23 protein-coding genes and 1 tRNA gene are annotated in these 20,604 nt (G+C 71.9%); 12 read left to right on the forward strand and 12 right to left on the reverse strand.

Annotated elements, in window-relative coordinates:
* The first annotated feature begins 62 nt into the window (after positions 1 to 62).
* From ACFE7W_RS18435 to ACFE7W_RS18455, 5 genes are all read left to right on the forward strand, one after another.
* Positions 63 to 524: a DUF6069 family protein gene (locus ACFE7W_RS18435; protein WP_375426287.1), complete on the forward strand. Its 462-nt coding sequence runs from the start codon at positions 63 to 65 to the stop codon at positions 522 to 524.
* 56 nt (positions 525 to 580) lie between these two features.
* Positions 581 to 1,915, forward strand: coding sequence for an MFS transporter (locus tag ACFE7W_RS18440; RefSeq protein ID WP_375426288.1), 1,335 nt, complete (start codon positions 581 to 583; stop codon positions 1,913 to 1,915).
* Entirely contained in the window at positions 1,912 to 3,339 is a 1,428-nt protein-coding gene (locus tag ACFE7W_RS18445) for a pyridoxal phosphate-dependent decarboxylase family protein (protein ID WP_375426289.1), read from the forward strand. Before ACFE7W_RS18440 ends, ACFE7W_RS18445 begins: the two co-directional genes overlap by 4 nt.
* 440 nt (positions 3,340 to 3,779) lie before the next feature.
* The gene (locus ACFE7W_RS18450; protein ID WP_375426290.1) at positions 3,780 to 3,980 is read left to right on the forward strand and encodes a hypothetical protein; all 201 of its coding nucleotides are present in this window, start codon (positions 3,780 to 3,782) and stop codon (positions 3,978 to 3,980) included.
* Positions 3,981 to 4,088: 108 nt separating this feature from the next.
* Positions 4,089 to 4,310: a DUF4332 domain-containing protein gene (locus ACFE7W_RS18455; protein WP_375426291.1), complete on the forward strand. Its 222-nt coding sequence runs from the start codon at positions 4,089 to 4,091 to the stop codon at positions 4,308 to 4,310.
* Positions 4,311 to 4,364: 54 nt separating this feature from the next.
* Here ACFE7W_RS18455 and ACFE7W_RS18460 read toward each other — a convergent pair whose 3' ends face one another.
* Positions 4,365 to 6,005 (reverse strand): helicase HerA-like domain-containing protein, encoded by a 1,641-nt coding sequence (locus ACFE7W_RS18460; RefSeq protein WP_375426292.1) that lies wholly within the window; start codon positions 6,003 to 6,005, stop codon positions 4,365 to 4,367.
* 59 nt (positions 6,006 to 6,064) lie between these two features.
* On the opposite strand from ACFE7W_RS18460, the gene ACFE7W_RS18465 reads away from it, so the two are divergent.
* Complete coding sequence (locus ACFE7W_RS18465; RefSeq protein WP_375426293.1) at positions 6,065 to 6,358, forward strand: type II toxin-antitoxin system VapB family antitoxin; 294 nt, start codon at positions 6,065 to 6,067, stop codon at positions 6,356 to 6,358.
* A 106-nt stretch (positions 6,359 to 6,464) separates the two neighbouring features.
* A complete protein-coding gene (locus ACFE7W_RS18470) occupies positions 6,465 to 6,995 on the forward strand; it encodes a LytR C-terminal domain-containing protein (protein ID WP_375426294.1) in 531 nt (176 codons plus the stop codon).
* A gap of 24 nt (positions 6,996 to 7,019) precedes the next feature.
* Here the strand turns inward: ACFE7W_RS18470 and ACFE7W_RS18475 are convergent, their stop codons facing one another.
* The 4 genes from ACFE7W_RS18475 to ACFE7W_RS18490 form a co-directional block, all read right to left on the reverse strand.
* A complete protein-coding gene (locus ACFE7W_RS18475; RefSeq protein WP_375426320.1) occupies positions 7,020 to 8,531 on the reverse strand; it encodes a potassium/proton antiporter in 1,512 nt (503 codons plus the stop codon).
* A gap of 101 nt (positions 8,532 to 8,632) precedes the next feature.
* Positions 8,633 to 8,720 (reverse strand) — tRNA-Ser (locus tag ACFE7W_RS18480).
* 105 nt (positions 8,721 to 8,825) lie between these two features.
* Positions 8,826 to 9,275: a tRNA adenosine(34) deaminase TadA gene (gene tadA, locus ACFE7W_RS18485; RefSeq protein WP_375426295.1), complete on the reverse strand. Its 450-nt coding sequence runs from the start codon at positions 9,273 to 9,275 to the stop codon at positions 8,826 to 8,828.
* Between the two features lie 29 nt (positions 9,276 to 9,304).
* Positions 9,305 to 9,934, reverse strand: a complete 630-nt coding sequence (locus ACFE7W_RS18490) for a tRNA adenosine deaminase-associated protein (protein ID WP_375426296.1) — start codon at positions 9,932 to 9,934, stop codon at positions 9,305 to 9,307.
* Between the two features lie 124 nt (positions 9,935 to 10,058).
* Here ACFE7W_RS18490 and upp point away from each other — a divergent pair, with 124 nt between their 5' ends.
* Both upp and ACFE7W_RS18500 read left to right on the forward strand, forming a co-directional pair.
* Entirely contained in the window at positions 10,059 to 10,700 is a 642-nt protein-coding gene (gene upp / locus ACFE7W_RS18495; RefSeq protein WP_375426297.1) for a uracil phosphoribosyltransferase, read from the forward strand.
* A gap of 126 nt (positions 10,701 to 10,826) precedes the next feature.
* Positions 10,827 to 11,573, forward strand: a complete 747-nt coding sequence (locus ACFE7W_RS18500) for a response regulator (protein ID WP_375426298.1) — start codon at positions 10,827 to 10,829, stop codon at positions 11,571 to 11,573.
* A 46-nt stretch (positions 11,574 to 11,619) separates the two neighbouring features.
* Here ACFE7W_RS18500 and ACFE7W_RS18505 read toward each other — a convergent pair whose 3' ends face one another.
* The 4 genes from ACFE7W_RS18505 to ACFE7W_RS18520 form a co-directional block, all read right to left on the reverse strand.
* Complete coding sequence (locus ACFE7W_RS18505) at positions 11,620 to 12,528, reverse strand: 1,4-dihydroxy-2-naphthoyl-CoA synthase (RefSeq protein ID WP_375426299.1); 909 nt, start codon at positions 12,526 to 12,528, stop codon at positions 11,620 to 11,622.
* A gap of 90 nt (positions 12,529 to 12,618) precedes the next feature.
* Complete coding sequence (locus tag ACFE7W_RS18510; RefSeq protein WP_375426300.1) at positions 12,619 to 13,035, reverse strand: VOC family protein; 417 nt, start codon at positions 13,033 to 13,035, stop codon at positions 12,619 to 12,621.
* Positions 13,036 to 13,087: 52 nt separating this feature from the next.
* Positions 13,088 to 13,972, reverse strand: coding sequence for a hypothetical protein (locus ACFE7W_RS18515; RefSeq protein WP_375426301.1), 885 nt, complete (start codon positions 13,970 to 13,972; stop codon positions 13,088 to 13,090).
* 72 nt (positions 13,973 to 14,044) lie between these two features.
* Positions 14,045 to 15,523 carry an MDR family MFS transporter gene (locus ACFE7W_RS18520; RefSeq protein WP_375426302.1) on the reverse strand — a complete coding sequence of 493 codons (1,479 nt, stop codon included), beginning with the start codon at positions 15,521 to 15,523 and terminating at the stop codon, positions 14,045 to 14,047.
* 222 nt (positions 15,524 to 15,745) lie between these two features.
* Here ACFE7W_RS18520 and ACFE7W_RS18525 point away from each other — a divergent pair, with 222 nt between their 5' ends.
* Complete coding sequence (locus ACFE7W_RS18525) at positions 15,746 to 16,159, forward strand: (deoxy)nucleoside triphosphate pyrophosphohydrolase (RefSeq protein ID WP_375426303.1); 414 nt, start codon at positions 15,746 to 15,748, stop codon at positions 16,157 to 16,159.
* 4 nt (positions 16,160 to 16,163) lie between these two features.
* Here ACFE7W_RS18525 and ACFE7W_RS18530 read toward each other — a convergent pair whose 3' ends face one another.
* Complete coding sequence (locus ACFE7W_RS18530; RefSeq protein WP_375426304.1) at positions 16,164 to 17,477, reverse strand: alpha-amylase family protein; 1,314 nt, start codon at positions 17,475 to 17,477, stop codon at positions 16,164 to 16,166.
* 98 nt (positions 17,478 to 17,575) lie between these two features.
* On the opposite strand from ACFE7W_RS18530, the gene ACFE7W_RS18535 reads away from it, so the two are divergent.
* Positions 17,576 to 17,755, forward strand: a complete 180-nt coding sequence (locus ACFE7W_RS18535; RefSeq protein WP_375426305.1) for a hypothetical protein — start codon at positions 17,576 to 17,578, stop codon at positions 17,753 to 17,755.
* A 50-nt stretch (positions 17,756 to 17,805) separates the two neighbouring features.
* Here the strand turns inward: ACFE7W_RS18535 and ACFE7W_RS18540 are convergent, their stop codons facing one another.
* Together ACFE7W_RS18540 and ACFE7W_RS18545 are read right to left on the reverse strand one after the other, a co-directional pair.
* Positions 17,806 to 18,717 (reverse strand): lysozyme, encoded by a 912-nt coding sequence (locus ACFE7W_RS18540; RefSeq protein WP_375426306.1) that lies wholly within the window; start codon positions 18,715 to 18,717, stop codon positions 17,806 to 17,808.
* Positions 18,718 to 18,872: 155 nt separating this feature from the next.
* Positions 18,873 to 19,295 carry a helix-turn-helix transcriptional regulator gene (locus ACFE7W_RS18545; RefSeq protein WP_375426307.1) on the reverse strand — a complete coding sequence of 141 codons (423 nt, stop codon included), beginning with the start codon at positions 19,293 to 19,295 and terminating at the stop codon, positions 18,873 to 18,875.
* Between the two features lie 254 nt (positions 19,296 to 19,549).
* On the opposite strand from ACFE7W_RS18545, the gene ACFE7W_RS18550 reads away from it, so the two are divergent.
* Positions 19,550 to 20,581, forward strand: coding sequence for a sulfate ABC transporter substrate-binding protein (locus tag ACFE7W_RS18550; protein ID WP_375426308.1), 1,032 nt, complete (start codon positions 19,550 to 19,552; stop codon positions 20,579 to 20,581).
* Positions 20,582 to 20,604: the final 23 nt, after the last annotated feature.

Here is a 20,604-nt window from a genome sequence, read left to right on the forward strand (position 1 = left end):
AGTATTACGGCCTATTTTGGTTGCAGCATCAAGTAAACCGAACCTACCGTCGAAGGAATCTCATGGCCGCCAGCTCCGACAGTCTGTCCGCCGCAACTCACCACGCCTCGACGAGCACCAGTCGGTCCGGGGTCGGATCCGTCGCGGTGGCTGTCGTGGTCAACGTGGTGGTCTCGACCCTGGTCGCCTTCCTGATCGGGCGACTGGCCATCGCCCTCGGCGTCCCGGCCGGCACCATGCAGTACCAGCTGCCCGCCCTGCTCGTGATCATCCTGCTGGCCTCCGTCATCGGCGCGGCCGGATGGTCCATCGTCCGGCGGCGGGCGCGTCACCCCCGCGGGCTGATCCGGGTGCTCGCCCCGGTCGTGCTGGTCGTCTCGCTCGTACCGGACGTGCTGCTCGGGGTCGGCGGCGTGGCGACCTGGGGTGCCGTCGCCGGCCTGATGGTCATGCACGTGGCGGTCGCGGCGCTGACGGTCACCGTCTTCTCCCGGCTGCTGCCCTTGCCCCACCACCACGGCTGACCACCCGAGGGCCCGCACCGCCCTCAGCCACGACGGCGGCGGGCCACAATGGTGTCGTGAGCGGCCTTCCTCGACGACTCCGGTTCGGGTATGCGCTGGGCGGTGTCGCCACAGGCTCGTTCGGCACCGTCCCGGGGCTGCTGCTCCTGCCCTACCTGACCGACACCCTGGGCGTCGCGGCCGTCGCCGCGGGGCTCGTGGTCTTCCTGCCCAAGGTCCTCGACATCGTCCTCAACCCGCTCACCGGCCGGGTCAGCGACACCTACGCGACCCGGCGGGGCCGGCGGCCGTTCCTGCTGGTGGGCGGACTGGCGCTGGCCGTCGCCTTCGTGCTGCTGTTCTCCGGCCCGCAGCGGCCCTCCGGGCTCGCGGTCGGCTGGGTCGTGGTCGCCTTCGCGCTCTGCGCCGTGGCGTACTCGGTCTTCCAGGTGCCCTACGTCGCGCTGCCCGCCGAGCTCACCGACGACCCGGGTGAGCGGACCACCCTGCTCACCTGGCGGGTGGCCGTCCTGGCCGTCGCGATCCTGGCCAGCGGCGCCACGGCACCGTTGATCCGGAACGCGGTCGGCGGCGTCGCCGGCTATCGCGCCATGGCGGTCGCGGTGGCGGTGCTGATCGTGGTCGGCGCGTTGGGTGCCTGGCACGGGACGGCCGGGGCGGCCGTCCGGGTCGTTCCCGCACCGGCCGGCGGCCTCGCCACGCAGCTGCGACTGGCACTCGGCGTCGGGGACTTCCGCGCCCTGGCGACCACCTTCGTCCTCCAGGCCCTGGCCATCGGCTGCATGCTGGCCGCCGTCGACTACCTGGCCCGGGAGGTGCTCGACCGGCCCGGCGCCTCCGCGGTCCTGTTCGCCTGCTTCGTCGGACCGGCGCTGCTGGTCACCCCACTGTGGCAGCGGATCGCCGGGCGCGCGGGCAAGAAGGTCGGCTACTACGCGTCCTCGCTGCTCCTGGCCGGCGCGGCGCTCGGTCTGTTGAGCGCCGGCCGGGTCGATGTCGGGGTGGTCTTCGTGCTGACCGCGCTGGCGGGCGCGGGCTACGCCGGCTGCCAGCTCTTCCCACTCGCCATGCTGCCCGACACCGCCGCCGACGACGCAGCCCGGACGGGTGAGAACCGGGTGGGCGTGCTCACCGGCGTCTGGACCGCCGGCGAGACGCTCGGCCTGGCGCTGGGTCCGGCGGTGCTGGCGGCGCTGCTGGCCGCCGGCGGGTACGTCTCGACCCGGAGCGGTGCCCCGGCCGTGGACCAGCCCGCGAGCGCGGACCTCGCGATCACCGTGGGCTTCTCCGTGGTGCCGGCGGCGTTGATCCTGCTCAGCCTGCTGGCGCTGCGCCGGTACGGCGCGGGCCAGCCCGCGCCTCGACCGACTGCCGCCCTGGAGATGCTGTGACCGCCGAGGAGATCCGGGCCGCGCTCGAGGAACTACGCCGCTCCGACCTGCCGACCGCCGGCGGCCGGACGCTGGCCTACGTCTACGACTCCGGCCTGGCCGAGGCGGACGCGCTGGGCCGGGAAGCGCTTGCCGCGTACGGCGGCACCAACGGGCTCGACCCGACCGCGTTCCCGTCGCTGCTGGCGATGGAGTCCGACCTGGTCGGGATGGCCGCTGACCTGCTCTCCGGCCCGCCCGGCACGGTCGGCACCGTGACCAGCGGGGGCACGGAGTCGTTGCTGCTCGCGGTGCAGACGGCGCGGGACGCCCGGCCCGACGTCGCGCGACCCGCCATGGTGCTGCCCACCTCGGCGCACGCCTCCTTCCACAAGGCGGCCCACTACTTCGGAGTCCGGCCGGTCTTCGTCGACGTCGACCCGACGACCGGACGCGCCGCCGCCCCGGCGATGGCGGACGCGATCACCGCCGACACCGTGGTCGTCGTCGCCTCCGCTCCTTCCTACGCCCACGGTGTCGTCGACCCGGTGCCGGAGATCGCGGCAGCCGCGGCGGCCCGTGGCGTCCGCTGCCACGTCGACGCCTGCATCGGCGGCTGGCTGCTGCCCTACCTGCGCCGAGACGAGCCCGGTCGGCGCCCCTTCGCGTTCGACGTCCCCGGCGTGACCAGCGTGTCGGTCGACCTGCACAAGTACGCCTACACACCGAAGGGCGTCTCGGTGCTGCTGCACCGCACCGCCGAGCTGCGACGGCCCCAGTTCTTCGCCAGCGCCGCCTGGCCGGGCTACACGATGCTCAACTCGACGCTGCAGTCGACGAAGTCCGGGGGTCCGCTGGCCGCGGCCTGGGCGGTGACCCGCTTCATCGGCGACGACGGCTACGCCACGCTGGCCCGCCAGGTCCGGGACGGGGTGGCGGCACTGGTGGCCGGGATCGAGGGGGTCGAGCACCTGCGGCTGCTGTTCCCGCCCGAGTCCAGCCTGGTCGCCCTGACCGCCGACGCTGCGGTCGACGTCTTCACGGTGGCCGACGAGCTGCTGTCCCGCGGCTGGTACGCCCAGCCCCAGCTGCGCTTCGGCCCGTTCCCGGCCAGCCTGCACCTGTCGGTCAGCGCAGCCACCGTGCCGCGGCTGCCGGAGTTCCTCGACGCCCTGCGCTCCTCCGTCATCGCCGCGGCGGCTGCCGGGCCGGTCACCGTCGACCCGCAGCTGACCGCCGCCCTGACCTCGCTCGACCCGGGCACGCTCGATGACGCCGGCTTCGACACCCTGCTGCAGCTGGCCGGGCTGGCTGGCCCCGACGGGCCGGCCCTACCCCGGCGGATGGCCCTGGTGAACGCCCTGCTGGACGTCGCTCCGCTGGCCGTCCGCGAGGCCCTGCTGCGGGGCTTCCTCGACCGGGTCAGCCGACCCAAGCGCGCCTGAACTCCCAGCCCATGCAGGAAAACCAGTTGCGGCGGCGCGGCGGTCGAACCTAGCGTTGACCGTGCCGGACCGCCACAGGTCCAAGCCTGCCGACCAGCCCGAGAGGGGGTGCCCGCCCGTGTCGAAGATGATCTTCGCCGACCCGATCATGATCATCATCATGATCATCGCCGACCTCCGCGGAGCGGCCCCCCGCTCCGGTGGCGCTGCCTGAGCCTTCGCGCTCATCGGGGACCCGTGCGTCCCCTCCCGATCCACCCCCTCCCGATCCACCCCCTCCCGATCCACCCCTTCCCGATCCGCCCCTGACCGGCCGCCGGTCGGTCGCGCCCGCCGTCACGCCTGACGGCAGTCCTCACCACCCTTCGCCCAGGCCCTTTCGCTCAGACCCAGGCCCTTTCGCTCAGACCCAGGCCCTTTCGCTCAGACAAGGAACCGCCATGTACGCCTACTCCCAGGTGTTGCTCACCGAGCTGCACCTCCCACCGGGCTCCGTTTCGCTCGCTACCAGCCGCGAAGCCGCCGAGCGCTCGGCCCACCTGCAAGCCGTCAGGGCCACCAGCCGGCGACCGAGGACCGGCCGGACCCTGGCCGCACGGCGGCTGCTCGCCCTCGTCCGGCCGCAGCGGACCCCCGCCTGACCGGCACCGAGGAGCCGGTCAGGCAGGCCTGCGCGTTTCCGTGGACAGCGGTTGAGCGCGGGCTTACATTGCGAACAGAAGTAACATCGACCAGACGAAGGAGTCGCCGTGACGGCAGCCCAGGAGAACGACCTCTACAAGCTCAACGGGATCGGGCCGAAGCACACCGAGATGCTGGAGGCCATCGGGGTCGACTCGATCAAGGAGCTCAGCCACCGCAACCCGGCCTCGCTCACCAAGATGATCGCCGAGCGGCACGGCAGCGTCGTCGGCCTCTCGGAGAAGCAGGTCGCCGGCTGGATCGACGAAGCCAAGTCGCTCCAGGTCTGACGCAGCACGGCCCGGCGAACAGCCGGGGCAGCACGGGCACGCGCGCCGGCGGGGTCACCGTCGGCGCGCGGCTCCGAACAGTCCGCGCACGATCTCGCGGCCGGCGCTGCGGGCGAACTGCTTGAACACCGTGGAGCCGACGACCTCCTGCACGACACTCTTCTCCGCCCGGCGCGACGGTGCCCGCGAGCTACGCGGCTCGTCCCGGGCGCGGTCCTCCTGAGCCTGACGCTGGGCCTCGGCGGCGTCCCGCTCGCTCGCCTCCTTGGCCTGCTGCTCGGCTGCGGCGGTCGCGGCACCGGCCTCCAGCTTGCGGGCCAGCATCTCCTGCGCGGAGTCCCGGTCCACCGCCTGGCCGTAGCGGCTCATCAGAGCCGACGCTGCGATCCCCGAGCGCATGGCGTCCTCCGGGGTCGGCGCCATCAGCGACTGAGGCGCCCGCATCCGCGTCCAGGCCACCGGCGTCGGGGCGCCGTCGGGGTCCATCACCGTGACGATCGCCTCACCGATGCCGAGCTGCTGCAGCACCTCGGCCAGGTCGTAGTCCGACTTCGGGAAGGTCGCGACCGTCTGCTTCAGGGCCTTCGCGTCGTTCGGCGTGTGCGCGCGCAGCTGGTGCTGCACCCGCGAGCCCAGCTGGGCGAGGACGTCGTCCGGGACGTCCTTGGGGGTCTGGGTGACGAAGAAGATGCCGACCCCCTTGGAGCGGATCAGCCGGACGGTCTGGGCGATCGCGTCGAGGAACGCCTTGGACGCGTCGTGGAACAGCAGGTGGGCCTCGTCGAAGAAGAACACCAGCTTGGGGAGGTCCACGTCGCCGACCTCGGGCAGCTCGTGGAAGAGGTCGGCCAGCAGCCACATCAAGAAGGTCGAGAAGACCGCCGGCCGGTCCGCCAAGTTCGGCAGCTCGAGCATGGACACCACGCCGCGCCCGTCGGCGGCGGTGCGCAGCAGGTCCTTGGTGTCGAACTCCGGCTCGCCGAAGAAGCTCTCGGCGCCCTGGCTGGCGAAGGTGACCAGGGCCCGCAGGATCACCCCGACGGTGGCCGCACTCAGGCCGCCGATGTCCTTGAGCTCGGCCTTGCCCTCGTCGCTGGTCAGGTGGGTCAGCACGGCCCGCAGGTCGGCGAGGTCCAGCAGCGGCAGGCCCGCGGTGTCGGCGTAGTGGAACACGAGGCCGAGCGAGGACTCCTGGACGGCGTTCAGACCGAGCACCTTCGACAGCAGCACCGGCCCGAACGAGCTCATGGTCGCCCGTAGCGGCACCCCGAGCCCCTCGCCGCCGAGGGCGTAGAACTCGACCGGGCACGCCGTCGGCTGCCACTGCTGCCCGATCTTCTGCGTCCGGGCGGTCAGCTTGTCGCTGGGTTGACCCGGCGAGGCCAGCCCGGAGAGGTCACCCTTGATGTCGGCGGCGAACACCGGCACCCCGGCCGCGGAGATCTGCTCGGCCATCAGCTGCAGGGTCTTGGTCTTGCCCGTGCCGGTGGCCCCGGCGACCAGGCCGTGCCGGTTGAGCATCGACAGCGGGATCCGGACCACGGCCGAGGGGACGGGCGCGTCGTCGGCCATCACCACGCCCAGCTCGATCGCCGGCTCGTCGAAGGTGTAGCCCTTCGCGATCAGCTGGACCTCCGGCGACGGCACAGCGTCGGCGGGCGTCGCAGCGGGCGGGGTGGCGGTGGGCGAGGTCATGCTCGAATCGTAACGACGTCGGACTGCGGCGACGAGGCGCTGCTGACTACAGTGGCACCGTGATTTTCAAGCGTGTGGGTGACGTCCGCCCGTACCCCGACCACGGATACGTGCAGAAGCAGTGGGCAGCGATCGCACCGCACCAGGTCCGCCTGGACTCCCTCGTCACCACGAAGCGCACCCTCGACCTCGAGGCCCTGCTGGAGGAGGACTCGACCTTCTACGGCGACCTCTTCGCCCACGTCGTGTCCTGGCGTGGCGACCTCTACCTCGAGGACGGCCTGCACCGCGCGCTCCGCGCGGCCCTGCAGCAGCGCCAGACCATGCACGCGCGGGTGCTTGACCTGAAGTAGGTCGCTCGCCCGGTAGTCTCGCGCCGGTAGTCTCACGCCGGGCCGGGACGTCGAGCCCGGCTACGGGCCTCCGCCCACGAGCCAGGACACCGCACAAGGAGGAGCGTTGGTCGGTCGCATCTTGCGCGCTGTCCGCACGCCCTTCACGCTGCTGGTCCTGCTCGCGATCCTCGGCTACGGGGCCTGGTGGGGGTGGACGAACGTCATCCGCACGGTCCCGCCGGCACCGCCCACACCATGCGTCAACCAGCCGGTCGCCAAGGGCCTGCTGAAGACGAGCCAGGTGACGGTGAACGTCTACAACGGCGGCGACAAGCGCGGGCTGGCCGGCGACGTCGGCCGCTCGCTGCGGGACCGCGGCTTCAAGGTGGCGCAGACCGGCAACACCGGCGAGAAGATCCAGAAGACCGTGATCGTCGGTGCCGGGGTCAAGAACCCCGAGGTGCTGCTGGTCAAGGGCTTCTTCAAGGACGCCGTGGTCCGGGCCGACAAGCGGCCGGACCGTTCCGTGGAGGTGCTGGTCGGCAACGACTACGGCGGCTTCCGCAAGAGCGCGAAGACGACCTACACGGTGAAGACGAGCACCGTCTGCCTGCCGGCGCAGGCCAGCGCGACGCCGTCGGCCGCCGGCGGCTGAGGCCGGACGAACGTGCGCGCAGGGTCAGCGACGACCGCGGCCCTCGCGCCACCCGGCCAGCCGACCGCCGCGTCCGACGGCCCGCAACCGCTCCTCGGTGAGCTCGCGGGAGGCCGCCGGCGTGACCACCAGCAGCTCGTCGCCCACCCGGATCCGTTCCCGGGGTGCCGGGTTGAAGGGTGTCTCGGCCCGGATGACCAGCGTGACCACGGTGTTCACCGGCAGCCGCAGCTCCCCGATCTCCACCCCGGCCAGCAGGGACCCCTGCGGGATGCGCACCTGCAGCAGGTCGGCCGAGATCCGGTCCAGCGGGGCCACTTCCATCTCGACGTCGGACGGCGCCTGCTCGTCCAGCAGCCCGAGCCGGCGTGCCACGAAGGGAAGCGTCGGTCCCTGGAGACAGGTGAAGACGACCACGAACACCAGCACGACGTCGAAGAGGAAGGTCGCGCCCGGTACGGCCTCGGACAGCGGGATGGTGGCCAGCACGATCGGGACCGCACCGCGCAGGCCCGCCCAGGAGAGGAACGCCTGCTGTCGCAGCGGCACGCGGAACCAGACCGCCGAGGCGAAGACCGAGAGCGGTCGGGCCACGAAGGTGAGGAAGAGCCCGGCCAGCACGCCGACCACCGCCGCCCGTAGCGAGACGCGTTCGGGAAACGCCAGCAGGCCGAGCATCACGAAGAGCCCGATCTGGGCGATCCAGCCGATCCCCTCCACGAACGAGCGGGTCGCCGCCCGGTGCGGCAGCTGGGCGTTGCCCAGCATCAGCGCGCAGGCGTAGACCGCCGCGAACCCGCTGGTGTGCGCCTCGGCGCCCACCCCGTAGGCGAAGATCGCCCAGACCAGAGCGGCCAACGGGTACAGGCCGGAGGAGGGCAGGGCCACGCGGCGCAGCAGCTGGACGCCCACCCAGCCCAGACCCACCCCGATGGCCAGACCGGCGACCAGCTCCAGCAGGATCAGCCCGACGATCCCGGGGACGCCGCCCGAGGTCGTCTCCCCGAGAGCGACCCCGCTGGCCAGTCCGACCAGCAGCACCGTGGGGGCGTCGTTGAGGCCGGACTCGGCCTCCAGCACCCCGCGTAGCCGCTGCGGGATCGGGACGTGCCGCAGTACCGAGAACACCGCCGCCGCGTCCGTCGGCGAGGTCACCGCCCCGAGCAGGACGGCGATCCACAGGTCGAGGCCCAGCACGTAGTGGCCGAACAGGGTCATCAGAGCGACGCTGATGCCGATCCCCACGGTGGCCAGCACGGTGGCCAGCACCGTCGAGGAGCGGATGTCGGCCCACTTGGTGGTCAGGCCTCCCTCGGCCAGGATCACCACCAGCGCGCCGAAGCCGAGGGCCCGGGCCAGGTCGGCGTCGCCGAAGTGGATGCCGAACCCCGACTCGCCGAGCACCATGCCCAACGCCAGGAACAGCAGCAGGGACGGCAGGCCGAGCCGCGAGCCGAATCGCGCCGCGACGATCGCCACGATCACCACCACCGCGCTCACCAGGAGGATGCGGTCGAGGTCGATCATGCGGTTGATTGTCCCCGAGGGATGTTGCCAGGAGGAAACGCGAGCCGAGGGCCGGCCTCCCAGGGACGCGGAACGGGCCCCGACCGCAGTCAGGGCCCGCTCTCAGCAGCTGGCGGTGGCGGAGAGATTTGAACTCTCGGAGGTTTTACCCTCACGCGCTTTCGAGGCGCGCTCTTTAGGCCGCTCAGACACGCCACCGCGGAAGAGATTACCGGGCTGAGGGGGTATCCGACGAATCGGTTGGGTGCCCTTCGACCGGCTCAGGAGACAGGCGAGACCGGCTCGGGGAGCGGCGAGCCAGGCTCAGCGTGCGGCGAAGAAGTCGCGCAGCAGAGCGCCGCACTCAGCCGCCATGATCCCGCCCCGGACGTCGACGGCGTGGTTGAGGCGGCGGTCGCGGACCACGTCGAAGAGGGAGGCGACCGCCCCGGCCTTGGGGTCGTAGGCCCCGAAGACCAGACGCGAGACCCGGGCCAGCACCAGGGCCCCGGCGCACATCGTGCAGGGCTCGAGCGTCACGACCAGGGTGCAGCCGGTGAGCCGCCACTCCCCCAGCACCTCCGCGGCCCGCCGCAACGCCAGCACCTCGGCGTGGGCGGTCGGGTCCCCGGTCAGCTCCCGCTCGTTGCCGGCCTCGGCGACGACGATGCCGTCGGAGTCCAGCAGCACCGCACCGACGGGTACGTCGCCGTGCCGCTCAGCCTGCCGACCCAGCTCGAGGGCCCGTCGCATCGGCTCGGACCAGACGCTCACGACCACCTCACCCCGGGGCCCGGGGCCGCTCAGGAGCGGAAGGCGAGCTCGGCCACCCGCTGGAACTGGGGGTTGAGGTTGATCTTGTCGGCGATCTCGATCAGCACCTGGTCACTGCCGAGGTCCAGGTCGTCCACCAGGGAGCTCAGGTCGAGCTCACTCATCCCCAGGTCGGCCAGGATGGCGAGGTCGCCCATCGGCTCGGACTCGTCCTCATCGGGGATGTCCTCCCCGAGCAGGTCGGCCACGTCACGCGCGATCGGCCAGTCGCCGGCCGCCGCCCCGTCGTTCAGCAGCACCTGCACGTGCTGCCCGCGCACCCGCACGATGACGAAGACCTCTTCCACCAGGCTGACGAAGCCGAGGGCGCCCGCGTCGCCGGGCAGCCGGCGGAGCTGGACGATCAGCTCCTCGAGGTCGTTGGCCAGGTCTGCGGCCAGGGCCTGGACGAGCGGCTGGCCGTCCTCGCGGTGGGCCGAGATCACGAAGTCGATCTCGTCCTCGGCCGCGTCCTCGAGGTCGTCCTCGTCGTCCTCGTCGGTGTCGTCGTCCGCGTCGTCGGGATGCACGTCCAGCAGGGGGGTGGTCGCCGGCCCGGTCTGCTGACCGGCGCCGTCCGCGTCGAAGGACTCGTACTCGTCGTCGTCGAAGTCCGACATGCCGCCTCCTCCACGCTGACCAACCACTGACGCCGGCTGACCGCCGCGGCCCCATCGTGTCAGAGTCTCGCCGTGCGCACGACACCGATAGGCACCGGGGGTAGGGCTCGCTAACGTTCCTCCCGTGGACCTCCGCATCGTCGAACACCCGCTCGTCGCGCACAAGCTGACCGTGCTGCGTGACCAGGCCACCGACTCACCCACGTTCCGCCGGCTGACCGAAGAGCTGGTCACGCTGTTGGCCTACGAGGCGACGCGCGAGGTCCGGGTGACCGAGTACGCCGTCCAGACCCCGCTGGCGCCGGCCGTCGGGGTCCGGTTGTCCCAGCCGCGACCGCTGGTGGTGCCGATCCTGCGGGCCGGGCTCGGGATGCTCGAGGGCATGACCCGGCTCATCCCCACCGCCGAGGTCGGTTTCCTGGGGATGGTGCGCAACGAGGAGACCCTCGAGGCGACCACCTACGCCGAGCGGCTGCCCGAGGACCTCTCCGGTCGCCAGTGCTACGTCCTCGACCCGATGCTCGCGACGGGCGGCACCCTCGCGGCCGCGGTGCAGTTCCTGGTGGGTCGCGGAGCCGACCACATCACCTGCATCTGCCTGATCGCCGCACCCGAGGGCATCGCTCGGCTGACCGAGCTGCTCGACGGCCTCGCGGCCCCCTGCACCCTCGTGCTAGCCGGGCTGGACGAGCGGCTGAACGACGTCGGCTACATCGTCCCCGGGCTCGGCGACGCCGGGGACCGGCTCTACGGCGTCGCCCAGTAACCACCGCAGTCTGGCCCGGAGGGCGACCAACCCAGGTCCGACCGGCAGAGCCCTGTGACATCATGGGCGGGCAGGCCTTGGGGGAGCATCAGAGCACCGTTGATGAGAACCCGTGAGCGAGGCGCAGTGGACGACAGCTCCAGCCCGACGATCCCGACGCCGGTCGGCGTGTTCGTCCTCGACGACCACGCCTTCGTCCACCTCGGTCTGGCCGGGCTGCTCAATGCCACCTCCGACATCACCATCGTGGGCGAGGCCAGCACCGCCGCCGAGGCGATGCACCGGCTCCCGGACGCCAAGCCCGACCTGGCGCTGCTGGACATCGGCCTGCCCGACGGCAACGGCATCGACGTGGGGCGGGAGATCCGGTCCCGCTACCCCGCGACCACCTGCCTGATGCTGACCTCTCACGACGACGAGGAAGCGCACCTGGCCGCGGTGCTGGCCGGCGCGGCCGGCTACCTGATCAAGCAGATCCAGGGTCCGACCATCGTGGAGAGCATCCGGCGGGCGGCTCGTGGGGAGTCCCTGCTCGATCCGGTCGCCACCGGAGCGCTGCTGGACCGGCTGCGCGGCATCGTTCGCCCCACGCCGGCGCGCGCCACCTGGACGCCGCCGCCGCGGACCGAGCGCCCGGGAAGCAGGCTGTCCGACCGCGAGCAGCTGATCCTCGACCTGGCGGTGGCCGGTCGGACCAACCGCGAGATCGCCGCAGAGCTCGACATCGCCGACGACACGATCTCCCGCCAGGTGTCGGTGATCTTCACCAAGCTCTCCCTGGAACGGCGCGTCCAGGCCGCCGTCCGCGCCCACCGGTCCCACGTCGCCGCCTACCGGCCGGAGGAAGGCCGCTTCGACGCGGCATCTTCGTGATCCGGCTTCCGGCGGCTCGGTAGCTGGGGAAAGGCCTGCCGGCCGGTCAGTAGTAGTAGGGGAACGCCGACCAGTCCGGCGTCCTCTTCTCCAGGAAGGCGTCCCGCCCCTCGGCGGCCTCGTCGGTCATGTAGGCGAGCCGGGTCGTCTCGCCGGCGAAGACCTGCTGGCCGACCAGGCCGTCGTCGACGGCGTTCAGGGCGAACTTCAGCATCCGGATGGCCGTGGGGCTCTTGGCGCAGATGGTGCGGGCCCAGGCCAGGCCGGCGTCCTCGAGCTCGGCGTGCGGGACGACCCGGTTGACCATCCCCATCCGGAAGGCGTCGGCTGCGTCGTGCTCGCCGCCCAGGAAGAAGATCTCGCGCGCCACCTTCTGGCCGACCTGGCGCGCCAGGTACGCCGAGCCGAAGCCGGCGTCGAAGGAGCCGACGTCGGCGTCGGTCTGCTTGAACCGGCCGTGCTCGGCGCTGGCCAGCGTCAGGTCGCAGACCACGTGCAGGCTGTGGCCGCCGCCCGCCGCCCAGCCGTTGACCAGGGCGATCACCACCTTCGGCATGAACCGGATCAGCCGCTGCACCTCCAGGATGTGCAGGCGGCCCAGGCGGCCGGGGTCCACCTCCTCCGGAGCCTCGTCCTCGGCGTAGGTGTAGCCGGAGCGGCCACGGATCCGCTGGTCCCCGCCACTGCAGAAGGCCCAGCCGCCGTCCTTCGGTGAGGGGCCGTTGCCGGTCAGCAGCACCGCACCCACATCAGAGGACATCCGGGCGTGGTCGAGCACCCGGTAGAGCTCGTCGACGGTGTGCGGGCGGAAGGCGTTGCGCACCTCCGGACGGTCGAAGGCGACCCGGACGACGGGCGCGTCCACCGCGCGGTGGTAGGTGACGTCGGTCAGCTCGAAGCCCGGGACGGGAGACCAGAGGTCGGGTCGGAACGGAGAGGCGTCGGGCGGGTTCACCCGGACACCGTAGGCGGCCGGAGGTGTGAGAGCCACTTGGCGGGGGTCCGGCGAAGCTCAGGTCCGAGGCGGCCCCCGGGCCCGCCGCCGTCACTGGACGTCGAACTCGTTGCCCTCCGGGTCGGTCATCGCGATCCAGTGGCCGCCCGGTTCCCGCCACTCCCGGCCCTCGGTCGCACCCAGAGCGACCAACCGGTCGACCTCGCTGCGCAGCTGCTCCGAGCCCACGTTGAGGTCCAGGTGCAGCCGGTTCTTGACCGCCTTGTCCTCGGGAACCCGCTGCAGCAGGATCCGCGGCCCGGCCCCCCGGACGGCGGTCAGGTCCCGCCAGCTCAGCCGGCCGCGGTGTCGCACCGTGTCCGCCGGCTGGGCGTGCCCGGCCGCGAGGACGCTCTCGACCAGCTCGTGGTTGTCCTCCACCTCGGCTCGGAGCGCCGCCGCCCAGAAGTCCGCCAGCGAGTGCGGGTCGCGCGCGTCGATCACCAGCTGCCAGCCCACGGCCGTCATGTGCTTCCTCCGATCGTCGTGGTCCCCACCATGGCAGTGAGCACGGACAGAATCACTGGGGGCGGCGCGGGGCGACCGGCAGCTCGGGGGTGGTCGTCAGCAGGTCGGTGATCTCGCGCAGGCCGGACTCGAGCTCGCGCAGCTGCACCCGGCTGTCGTCGAGGTGCCGGGCGGCGAGGTCCTGGCGGGCCGACTCCGAGACCACGTCCAGCACCCGGTCGGCGAACGCCTCGGCCTGCGGCAGGGCCCGTGAGACCTCGAGCAGCCGGGCCAGTCGGGCGACCTCACCGCGGTAGGCGCTGAGGGCCCGGGCCCGACGCAGCCCGTCGTCGAGCGCGCCCAGCAGCGCCCGCTCGTAGTCGGTGTAGGTCCGGCGGGCGGCCGAGCGCGGCGGAACGGTGGCTGCCGCAGCCCGCACCTCGGCCAGCAGGGCGGTGACCCGATGGACGTGGTCGATGACCTCCGCAGCCTCGGCGACGGGGTCGATGGTGAGCTGGTGGTCCGCCAGCCACGGGTCACGCCAGGCGGGTGAGGTGAAGACGGCGAACGCGTCGGCCAGCGGGTTGATCACCGTCCGCCGGTCGCGGTAGCCGACCGGCGGGGTCAGGGCTCGGATCCGGTGCGCCTCGTCGAGGATCTCCAGCTGGGCCGGGGTCGCCCCGGCCGACCGCCACGCGGCCAGCGCCCGTCCCAGGTGCGGGTAGCGGCGGCGCGGCGGCCGGCCCCGGTGTGCGAGCCCGACCGCGAGGGCCACCAGAGCCGCGCCGCCGACGCCCCAGACGTCTCCTGAGCCTGCGACGTCGGCCGAGAAGAGGCCCACGGCTCCGACGGCCGAGGACACCGCACCGCGACGCCACCACGGCGAGGGCGTCACCACGGCCGACGCGCCGTTCAGCAGCGCCGGCAGCCGGCTCTCCGCGGAGTCAGGCCCGGGCACCGTCCTCAGACCGTCTCACTCATGAGCCGACCGTACCCCCGAGCCGGCCCACCCGTCCGGGATCAGGCAGGGTCAGCGCAGCTCCGGCTGCGGCTCGGCCGGCGCCTCGACGGGCTTGGTCGAGGTGAGGAACAGGGCGCAGGCCACCGCCCCGACGGCCACCACGGCCGCGACGGCGAAGGCCCGCTGCAGCCCCTCCCCCGAGGCCAGCAGCATCGGCGCGCCACCCTCCGCCAGCGACGCCGCACGACCGGCGTAGATGCCGACCAGCAGTGCCGTACCGGCCGCGCCGGACACCTGCTGCAGGGTGGCCAGGATCGCGCTGCCGTGGGAGTAGAGGGAGGGCGGCAGCGGGTTGAGTGCGGTCGTGAAGGCCGGCGTGAACAGGCAGGCCAACCCGAGCGACAGCACCAGGTGGTAGCCCACGAGCAGCCACACCGACGTCCCCGGGTCGACCGTGCTGAAGCGCCAGAGGGTGAGCACGAGGAGCACCGCGCCGAAGGTCGACAGACCCTTCGGCCCCCACCGGTCGAACAGCCGCCCGACCACCGGGCCGAGCAGGCCCATCAGCAGACCGCCCGGCAGCAGCAGCAGACCGGTCTGCAGCGAGTCCAGCCCGCGCACGGTCTGCAGGTAGATCGGCAGCAGGATCACCACGCCGAACAGCGCGACCATGGCGATGCACAGCATGGTCAGGCTGACGCTGAACATGGGGAAGCGGAACGCGCGCAGGTCCAGCAGCGGGTCGCTCCCGCGGGCCAGCCGCAGCTGGCGCCAGCCGAAGGCCAGCAGGCCGACCGCCCCGACGGCCAGGAAGGCCAGGGCGGTCCCGAGGCCGCCCGAGGAGCTCTCGCCCAGCCGGCTGAGGCCGTAGACCAGACCACCGAAGGCGGGCACCGACAGCAGTACGGAGACGAGGTCGAGCCTTTGGTGGCCCGGGTCGCTGACGTTGCCGAGCTGGCGGGCGCCCAGGACCAGCGTGACCAGCGCGATCGGCAGCACGATCACGAACATGAAGCGCCATGACAGGTACTGCAGGATGATGCCGGACACGGTCGGGCCGATCGCCGGGGCCACCGAGATGGCGATGCTGACGTTGCCCATCACGAGGCCGCGGCGCTCGATCGGCACCAGGGTCAGGATCGTGGTCATCAGCAGCGGCAGCATGATCGCGGTGCCGCACGCCTGGACCACGCGGGCGACGAGGAGCATCAGGAAGCCGTTCGCCAGGGCCGCCACCAGGGTGCCGGTCGAGAACAGGCTCATGGCCAGGAGGAAGACCGTCCGGGTGGGCAGCCGCTGCAGCAGGAACCCGGTGGTGGGGATGACGACGCCCATGGTCAGCAGAAAGGCCGTCGAGAGCCACTGGACCGTGGACGCTGCGACGCCGAGGTCGCTCATCAGATGCGGCAGGGCGACGCCCATGATCGTCTCGTTGAGGATGACCACGAAGGTCGCGACCAGGAGGGTGATGATCACCGTCCGGTCGTTGCCTCCGGTACGCGCGGCGGGCTCGCTCACCGGCGCGATGGTCCTGTCCGTGGCGGTCATCGGCCACCGTCCTGTCTGCTCTGGTGTTGCTGGGTCGATCGGTCGTGCGGCGCCGCTGCCGTCCGAGCTCCTCGGGAGGTGAGACCCCTCGCACCGGGCGAACTCATCGGCACTGACGCTAGGAGGCACCACTGACAGCGGCAACGGGTTTCCCCCGTCGATGCTCGGGCCAACATGAGCACCAGCCGTTCTGTTCCCCGCGGCTCGGCTAGCGTGCCTGGCGTGCAGCTGGTGGTCGGGGCCGTGATCGTGGACCGTCTCGACGCGCCGAGCCGGGTGCTCGCGGCCCGGCGCACCCGGCCGCCGGCGCTCGCGGGCCGGTGGGAGCTGCCGGGTGGCAAGGTGGAACCCGGCGAGCAGCCGCTGGACGCCCTGCACCGCGAGCTGTCCGAGGAGCTCGGGGTGCGCGTCCGCAGTGGCGACGAGCTGGTGCCCGGCACCGGCACGACCTGGCCGCTGACGCCGGGGCTGGAGCTACGAGCCTGGTGGTGCGAGGTGACCGCGGGCGAGCTGCGGCTGAGCGACGCCCACGACGAGTTCCGCTGGCTCGCCGCGGAGGACCTCCTGGACGTCCCCTGGCTCGCTCCGGACCGTCCACTGCTGGACCGCGTCCGACCGCTGCTGCTGCCGCGGTGATGCCTCAGAGCTCCAGCACCGCCCAGGAGTGGGGCGCAACGGACTGGCCGTCCAGCGGCGCGCCGGACTCCAGCACCGGACCGGACTCCGAGAGGCCGAAAGGGTCGTCAGCCAGGTTGAGGGCGAGGGTCAGGTGCTGGCCGTCGGGCCCGGCAGCGCGGACGAGCAGGTGCTCGTTGGCCACCTCGGCCGTCGTCACCACCGCCCGGTTGAGCCAGGCGTGACGGCGGCGCAGACCGATCATCCGCTGGTAGACCGACCAGATCTGGTCGTCGGTGCCGGCCAGCTGGCTGGGCGCTTCGGGCATCTCGGGCCGGATCGCGTCGTCACCGCCGACCCGCTCCTCCTTGACTGCCCGCAGCCCGTACTCGTCGCCGTAGTAGATGCTGGGCACCCCCGGCAGGAACAGCAGCAGCGCCACGGCGTGCGGGACATGCCGGGCGTCCGCGATCTGGCTGGCGACCCGGGTGACGTCGTGGTTGCCGAGGAAGGTCAGCGGGTCGAGCTCGGCCACCAGGTCCCGGTGCCGGCCCAGCGTCCAGTCGAGCTCCCAGAAGTTGCGCTCGGTGAGGGAGGACCAGATCGCCTTCCACAGCTCGTACTGGGTGACCGAGTCGAGCCCGGACCGGGCGACGTAGTCGCGGTAGTCGCCGTGGATCATCTCGCCCACGAACCAGGCGTCCGGGAACCGCTCGCGCACCCGGGGCAGCACCGCGGCCCAGAACTCCGGGGGCACGGCGTACGCCGCGTCGAGCCGCCAGCCGTCCACGCCGCGCTCGAGCCAGTGGGTCATCACCTCCACCACCAGGTCCTGCACCTCTCGCGAGGAGTGGTTCAGCGCCACCAGCTGGTCGTGGCCCTCGAAGAAGACCGGCCAGCCATCGCTCCAGTGGATCCAGGCTGCGGCCGCGGAGTCCGCGCCGCCGTCCAGCGCCTCCCGGACGGGAGGGAAGTCCCGACCCGCGTGGTTGAACACGCCGTCGAGCAGCACCCGGATGCCGCGCTCTCGGCAGGCGGCCACCAGCGCGTCGAAGTCGCCGTCGTCCCCGAGCCGCGGGTCGATCCGCAGGTAGTCGGTGGTGTCGTAGCCGTGCGTCCGGGACGCGAAGACGGGACCCAGCGCGAGGCCGTTGCCGCCGAGCGCGACCAGGTGGTCGAGCCAGCCGTGCAGCCGGCCCAGCTGGTGCGGCTCCGGCGAGGCGTCTGCGAGCTCGGGGCGGGCGCCCACGAAACCGAGCGGGTAGACGTGCCACCAGATCACGTGCTCGACCCAGCTGCTCACGTCGTGGGCTCCTCCAGGGCGGTCGTCAGCGGTCATCGGACCAGCATCGCAGGCGCCCCACACCGCGGCCGGGCGGTCCGGGACCGCAGCACTAGGCTGAAGGTCCTGCTCGACCGTCCGCACAGGAGCTCACGATGTCGATCTCATCCCCACCCGCCGACGACGACCTGCCCGAGGGCGAGACCCCGGCCTCGGCGACTCTGCCGGACTCCACGGAGTACGGCAGCCTCTCGATCGAGGACGACCCCGAGGGCACCGTGGATCCCGGCGAGCTCGCCGGCGGGGCCAGCGAGGACGACGAGGACGTCAGCTAGCCGAGGCCTTCGACGGGCTGCGGTCCAGGGGCGGTCTCCGCAGGTCCGCCTCAGGCGGCGTTCTTGGCCAGGACCAGCAGCCGGGCGCGCTTGGAGCTGAAGCGGTTCTGGTCGAACGGGGTCGAGGTGTACTGCCAGAAGGTCGCCCACGGCCAGCTACCGGGCAGTTTGCCCGCGTCCTTGGTGCCGTAGCGAGCCGCCCACAGCGGGTTGGTCAGGCTGAACTTCTTCGTGTTCCCCGTGCACCGGGTCCACCAGTCCGTCGTGGTGTAGATGACGGCGTCCCGGGTGGTCAGCCGCTTGTACTCGACCACGAAGCTGTTCACCCACGAGATCATCTTCTTCTTGCTCACCCCGTAGCAGGTCTTGCCGTAGGGGTTGTACTCGATGTCGAGCACCCCCGGCAGCGTGTGACCATCGGCGGTCCAGGCGCCGCCGTGCTTGACGAAGTAGTCGGCCTGCTTCTTGCCGCTGCTGCCCGACGGGCTGGCGAAGTGGTAGGCCCCGCGGATCAGCCCGGCCTTGTAGGCGCCCTTGTACTGGGAGGCGAAGTACGGGTTCTTGTAGCCCGTGCCCTCGGTCGCCTTGATGTAGGCGAACTGCTTGTGCGCCTTCGCGTGGCTGGGCCACTTGACCGTGCCCTGGTAGCTGGACACGTCCATGCCCAGGACCCCGGACGGGACGAACGCCTTGGCGGCGAGCGCGGGCCCGGTGACCTTCGCGGTCAAGGCGGGCCGGGTCAGCGCCGAGCGCCAGCCCATCGGCGCGTTGCCCGGCTCGACCCCGGCGGCGCGGGCGGCGCTCGTCGGGGTCGGCAGTCGAGAGGCGCCCGTCGTAAGGGTGGGCGAGGCGGACACGACGGGGGCAGCCACCGCCGGCAGGTGCTGGAGACCGGCCAGGCCGGCGACCGCCGCCACGGTGACGGCGATGATCCGCCGCGGGGCGAGGGAGGGGAGCGACATCAGGAAGTCCTTCGGGGAAGCGGGCTTGCGGGCTCGCCTTCGCGCGGCACAAGCCTGCTGCACCGGCCCCGGGGAAGACGTCGAGACGGCAGCCTAAGTAAGCCCGACGCGGATGGGAAGAGGTCCGAAGTCGGGCTTGAGGGTTGGGCCGGCCCTCAGGCTGCCGTGGGCTCGGACCAGGGGCGACGCAGGGTGGCGCCCGGCGACTCCCCGTACGCGGTGCGGTACTCGGTCGAGAAACGGCTGCGGTTGCTGAACCCCCAGCGGTGCGCGACGGCGGACACCGTCTCCGAGGTGGGGTCGCCCCGCAGCAGGTCCCGGCGGGCCCGGTCCAGCCGCACCGACCGTACGTAGGCCCACGGCGTGGTGTCGGCGCCCCGACGGAAGGCCAGCTGGAGAGCACGTGGGCCACGCTGGCAGGCGGTCGCGATGTCGGAGATGCCGATGGCGCGGTGCGCGTTCTCCTCGATGTACTTCACGGCCTGGCGGAGGACGCTCGCCTGGGCGCCGTCGGAGAGATGGGGACGTACGGACAACCGCACGCGCTGGGTGGGGGTGAGGGCAAGAGCTTCGGGCATGGTCGCTCCACAACTGAAAGGAGGTCGGCCCTCTGCTTGACCGCAGTCGACGCACGCGCCGCTGGTAGGGCGCAATCTACGGGGTCGCTGAGGAAAGCACCAGGAGGACCCCCGGCGAGGTCACCAGATCCTTTCCCTGTCTCGCGGATTGAGAGGCGTGTCCAGATTGCGAGACTAAGTGGACCCTGTCGTCTCGACGGTTGAGGATTCGATGAGTTTCCCGAGTGGTCGGGTAGGAATAAGGGGAGTTGGACATGACTGGTCGATTCGGACGTGGCTGGGCACGCCCCGCAGCGGCGGCAGCCGTAGCGCTGAGCCTGTTGCTCACGGCCTGCGGTGGGAGCGGGAGCGGTGGCTCGACCTCGACCGCACTCTCCCTGGTGGCGTTCTCCGTGCCCAAGCCGGCCTACGACGACCTGCAGAAGGACTTCGCCGACACCCCCGACGGCAAGGGCGTGACCTGGAAGTCTTCCTACGGCGCCAGCGGCGACCAGGCGCGGGCCGTGATCTCCGGCCTCGCCGCGGACTACGTCGGGTTCTCGCTGAACACGGACATGACCAAGCTGGTCGACCAGAACCTGGTCGCCAAGGACTGGGACTCCGGTCCCACCAAGGGCATCGTCAGCACCTCGGTCGTCGTGATCGTGGTGCGCAAGGGCAACCCGCTCGGGATCCGGGGCTGGGCCGACCTCACCAAGCCGGGCGTCAAGATCGTCACCCCGAACCCGGGCTCCTCGGGCTCGGCGCGCTGGAACGTCCTCGCCGCCTGGTCGCAGATCACCGCGAACGGCGGCTCCGAGGCCGAGGCGAAGCAGTACCTGACCCAGTACTACGCGAACGTGGTCAGCCTGCCGGCCAGCGGCCGTGAGGCCACCAGCGCCTTCACCAGCGGTACCGGCGACGTGCTGATCTCCTACGAGAACGAGGCCATCGCCGCCCGCCAGAGCGGCGCCGACGTCGACTACATCGTGCCCGACACCACGCTCAAGATCGAGAACCCGGGTGCCGTCACGACCAAGGCGCCCGCCACGGCCGGCAAGTTCCTCAGCTACGTGGAGTCCGACGCCGGACAGAAGGTCTTCGCCAGCCACGGCTTCCGGCCGCTGGGCACCGGCGTGGACCCCGGCCAGGTCGAGGGTGCGAACGACCCGGCCGCACCCTTCCCCACGGTGAAGAAGCTGGTGACGATCTCCGACCTCGGTGGCTGGTCGGCGGTGGCGAAGAAGTTCTTCGACGAGAAGACCGGCATCGTGACCCAGATCCAGGACGCGAGCGGCGTCTCGTGATCCTCCGTCCGGCAGGTCCGAGG

The sequence above is a fragment of the uncultured Friedmanniella sp. genome (assembly GCF_964244285.1).
Taxonomy (GTDB): Bacteria; Actinomycetota; Actinomycetes; order Propionibacteriales; family Propionibacteriaceae; genus Microlunatus.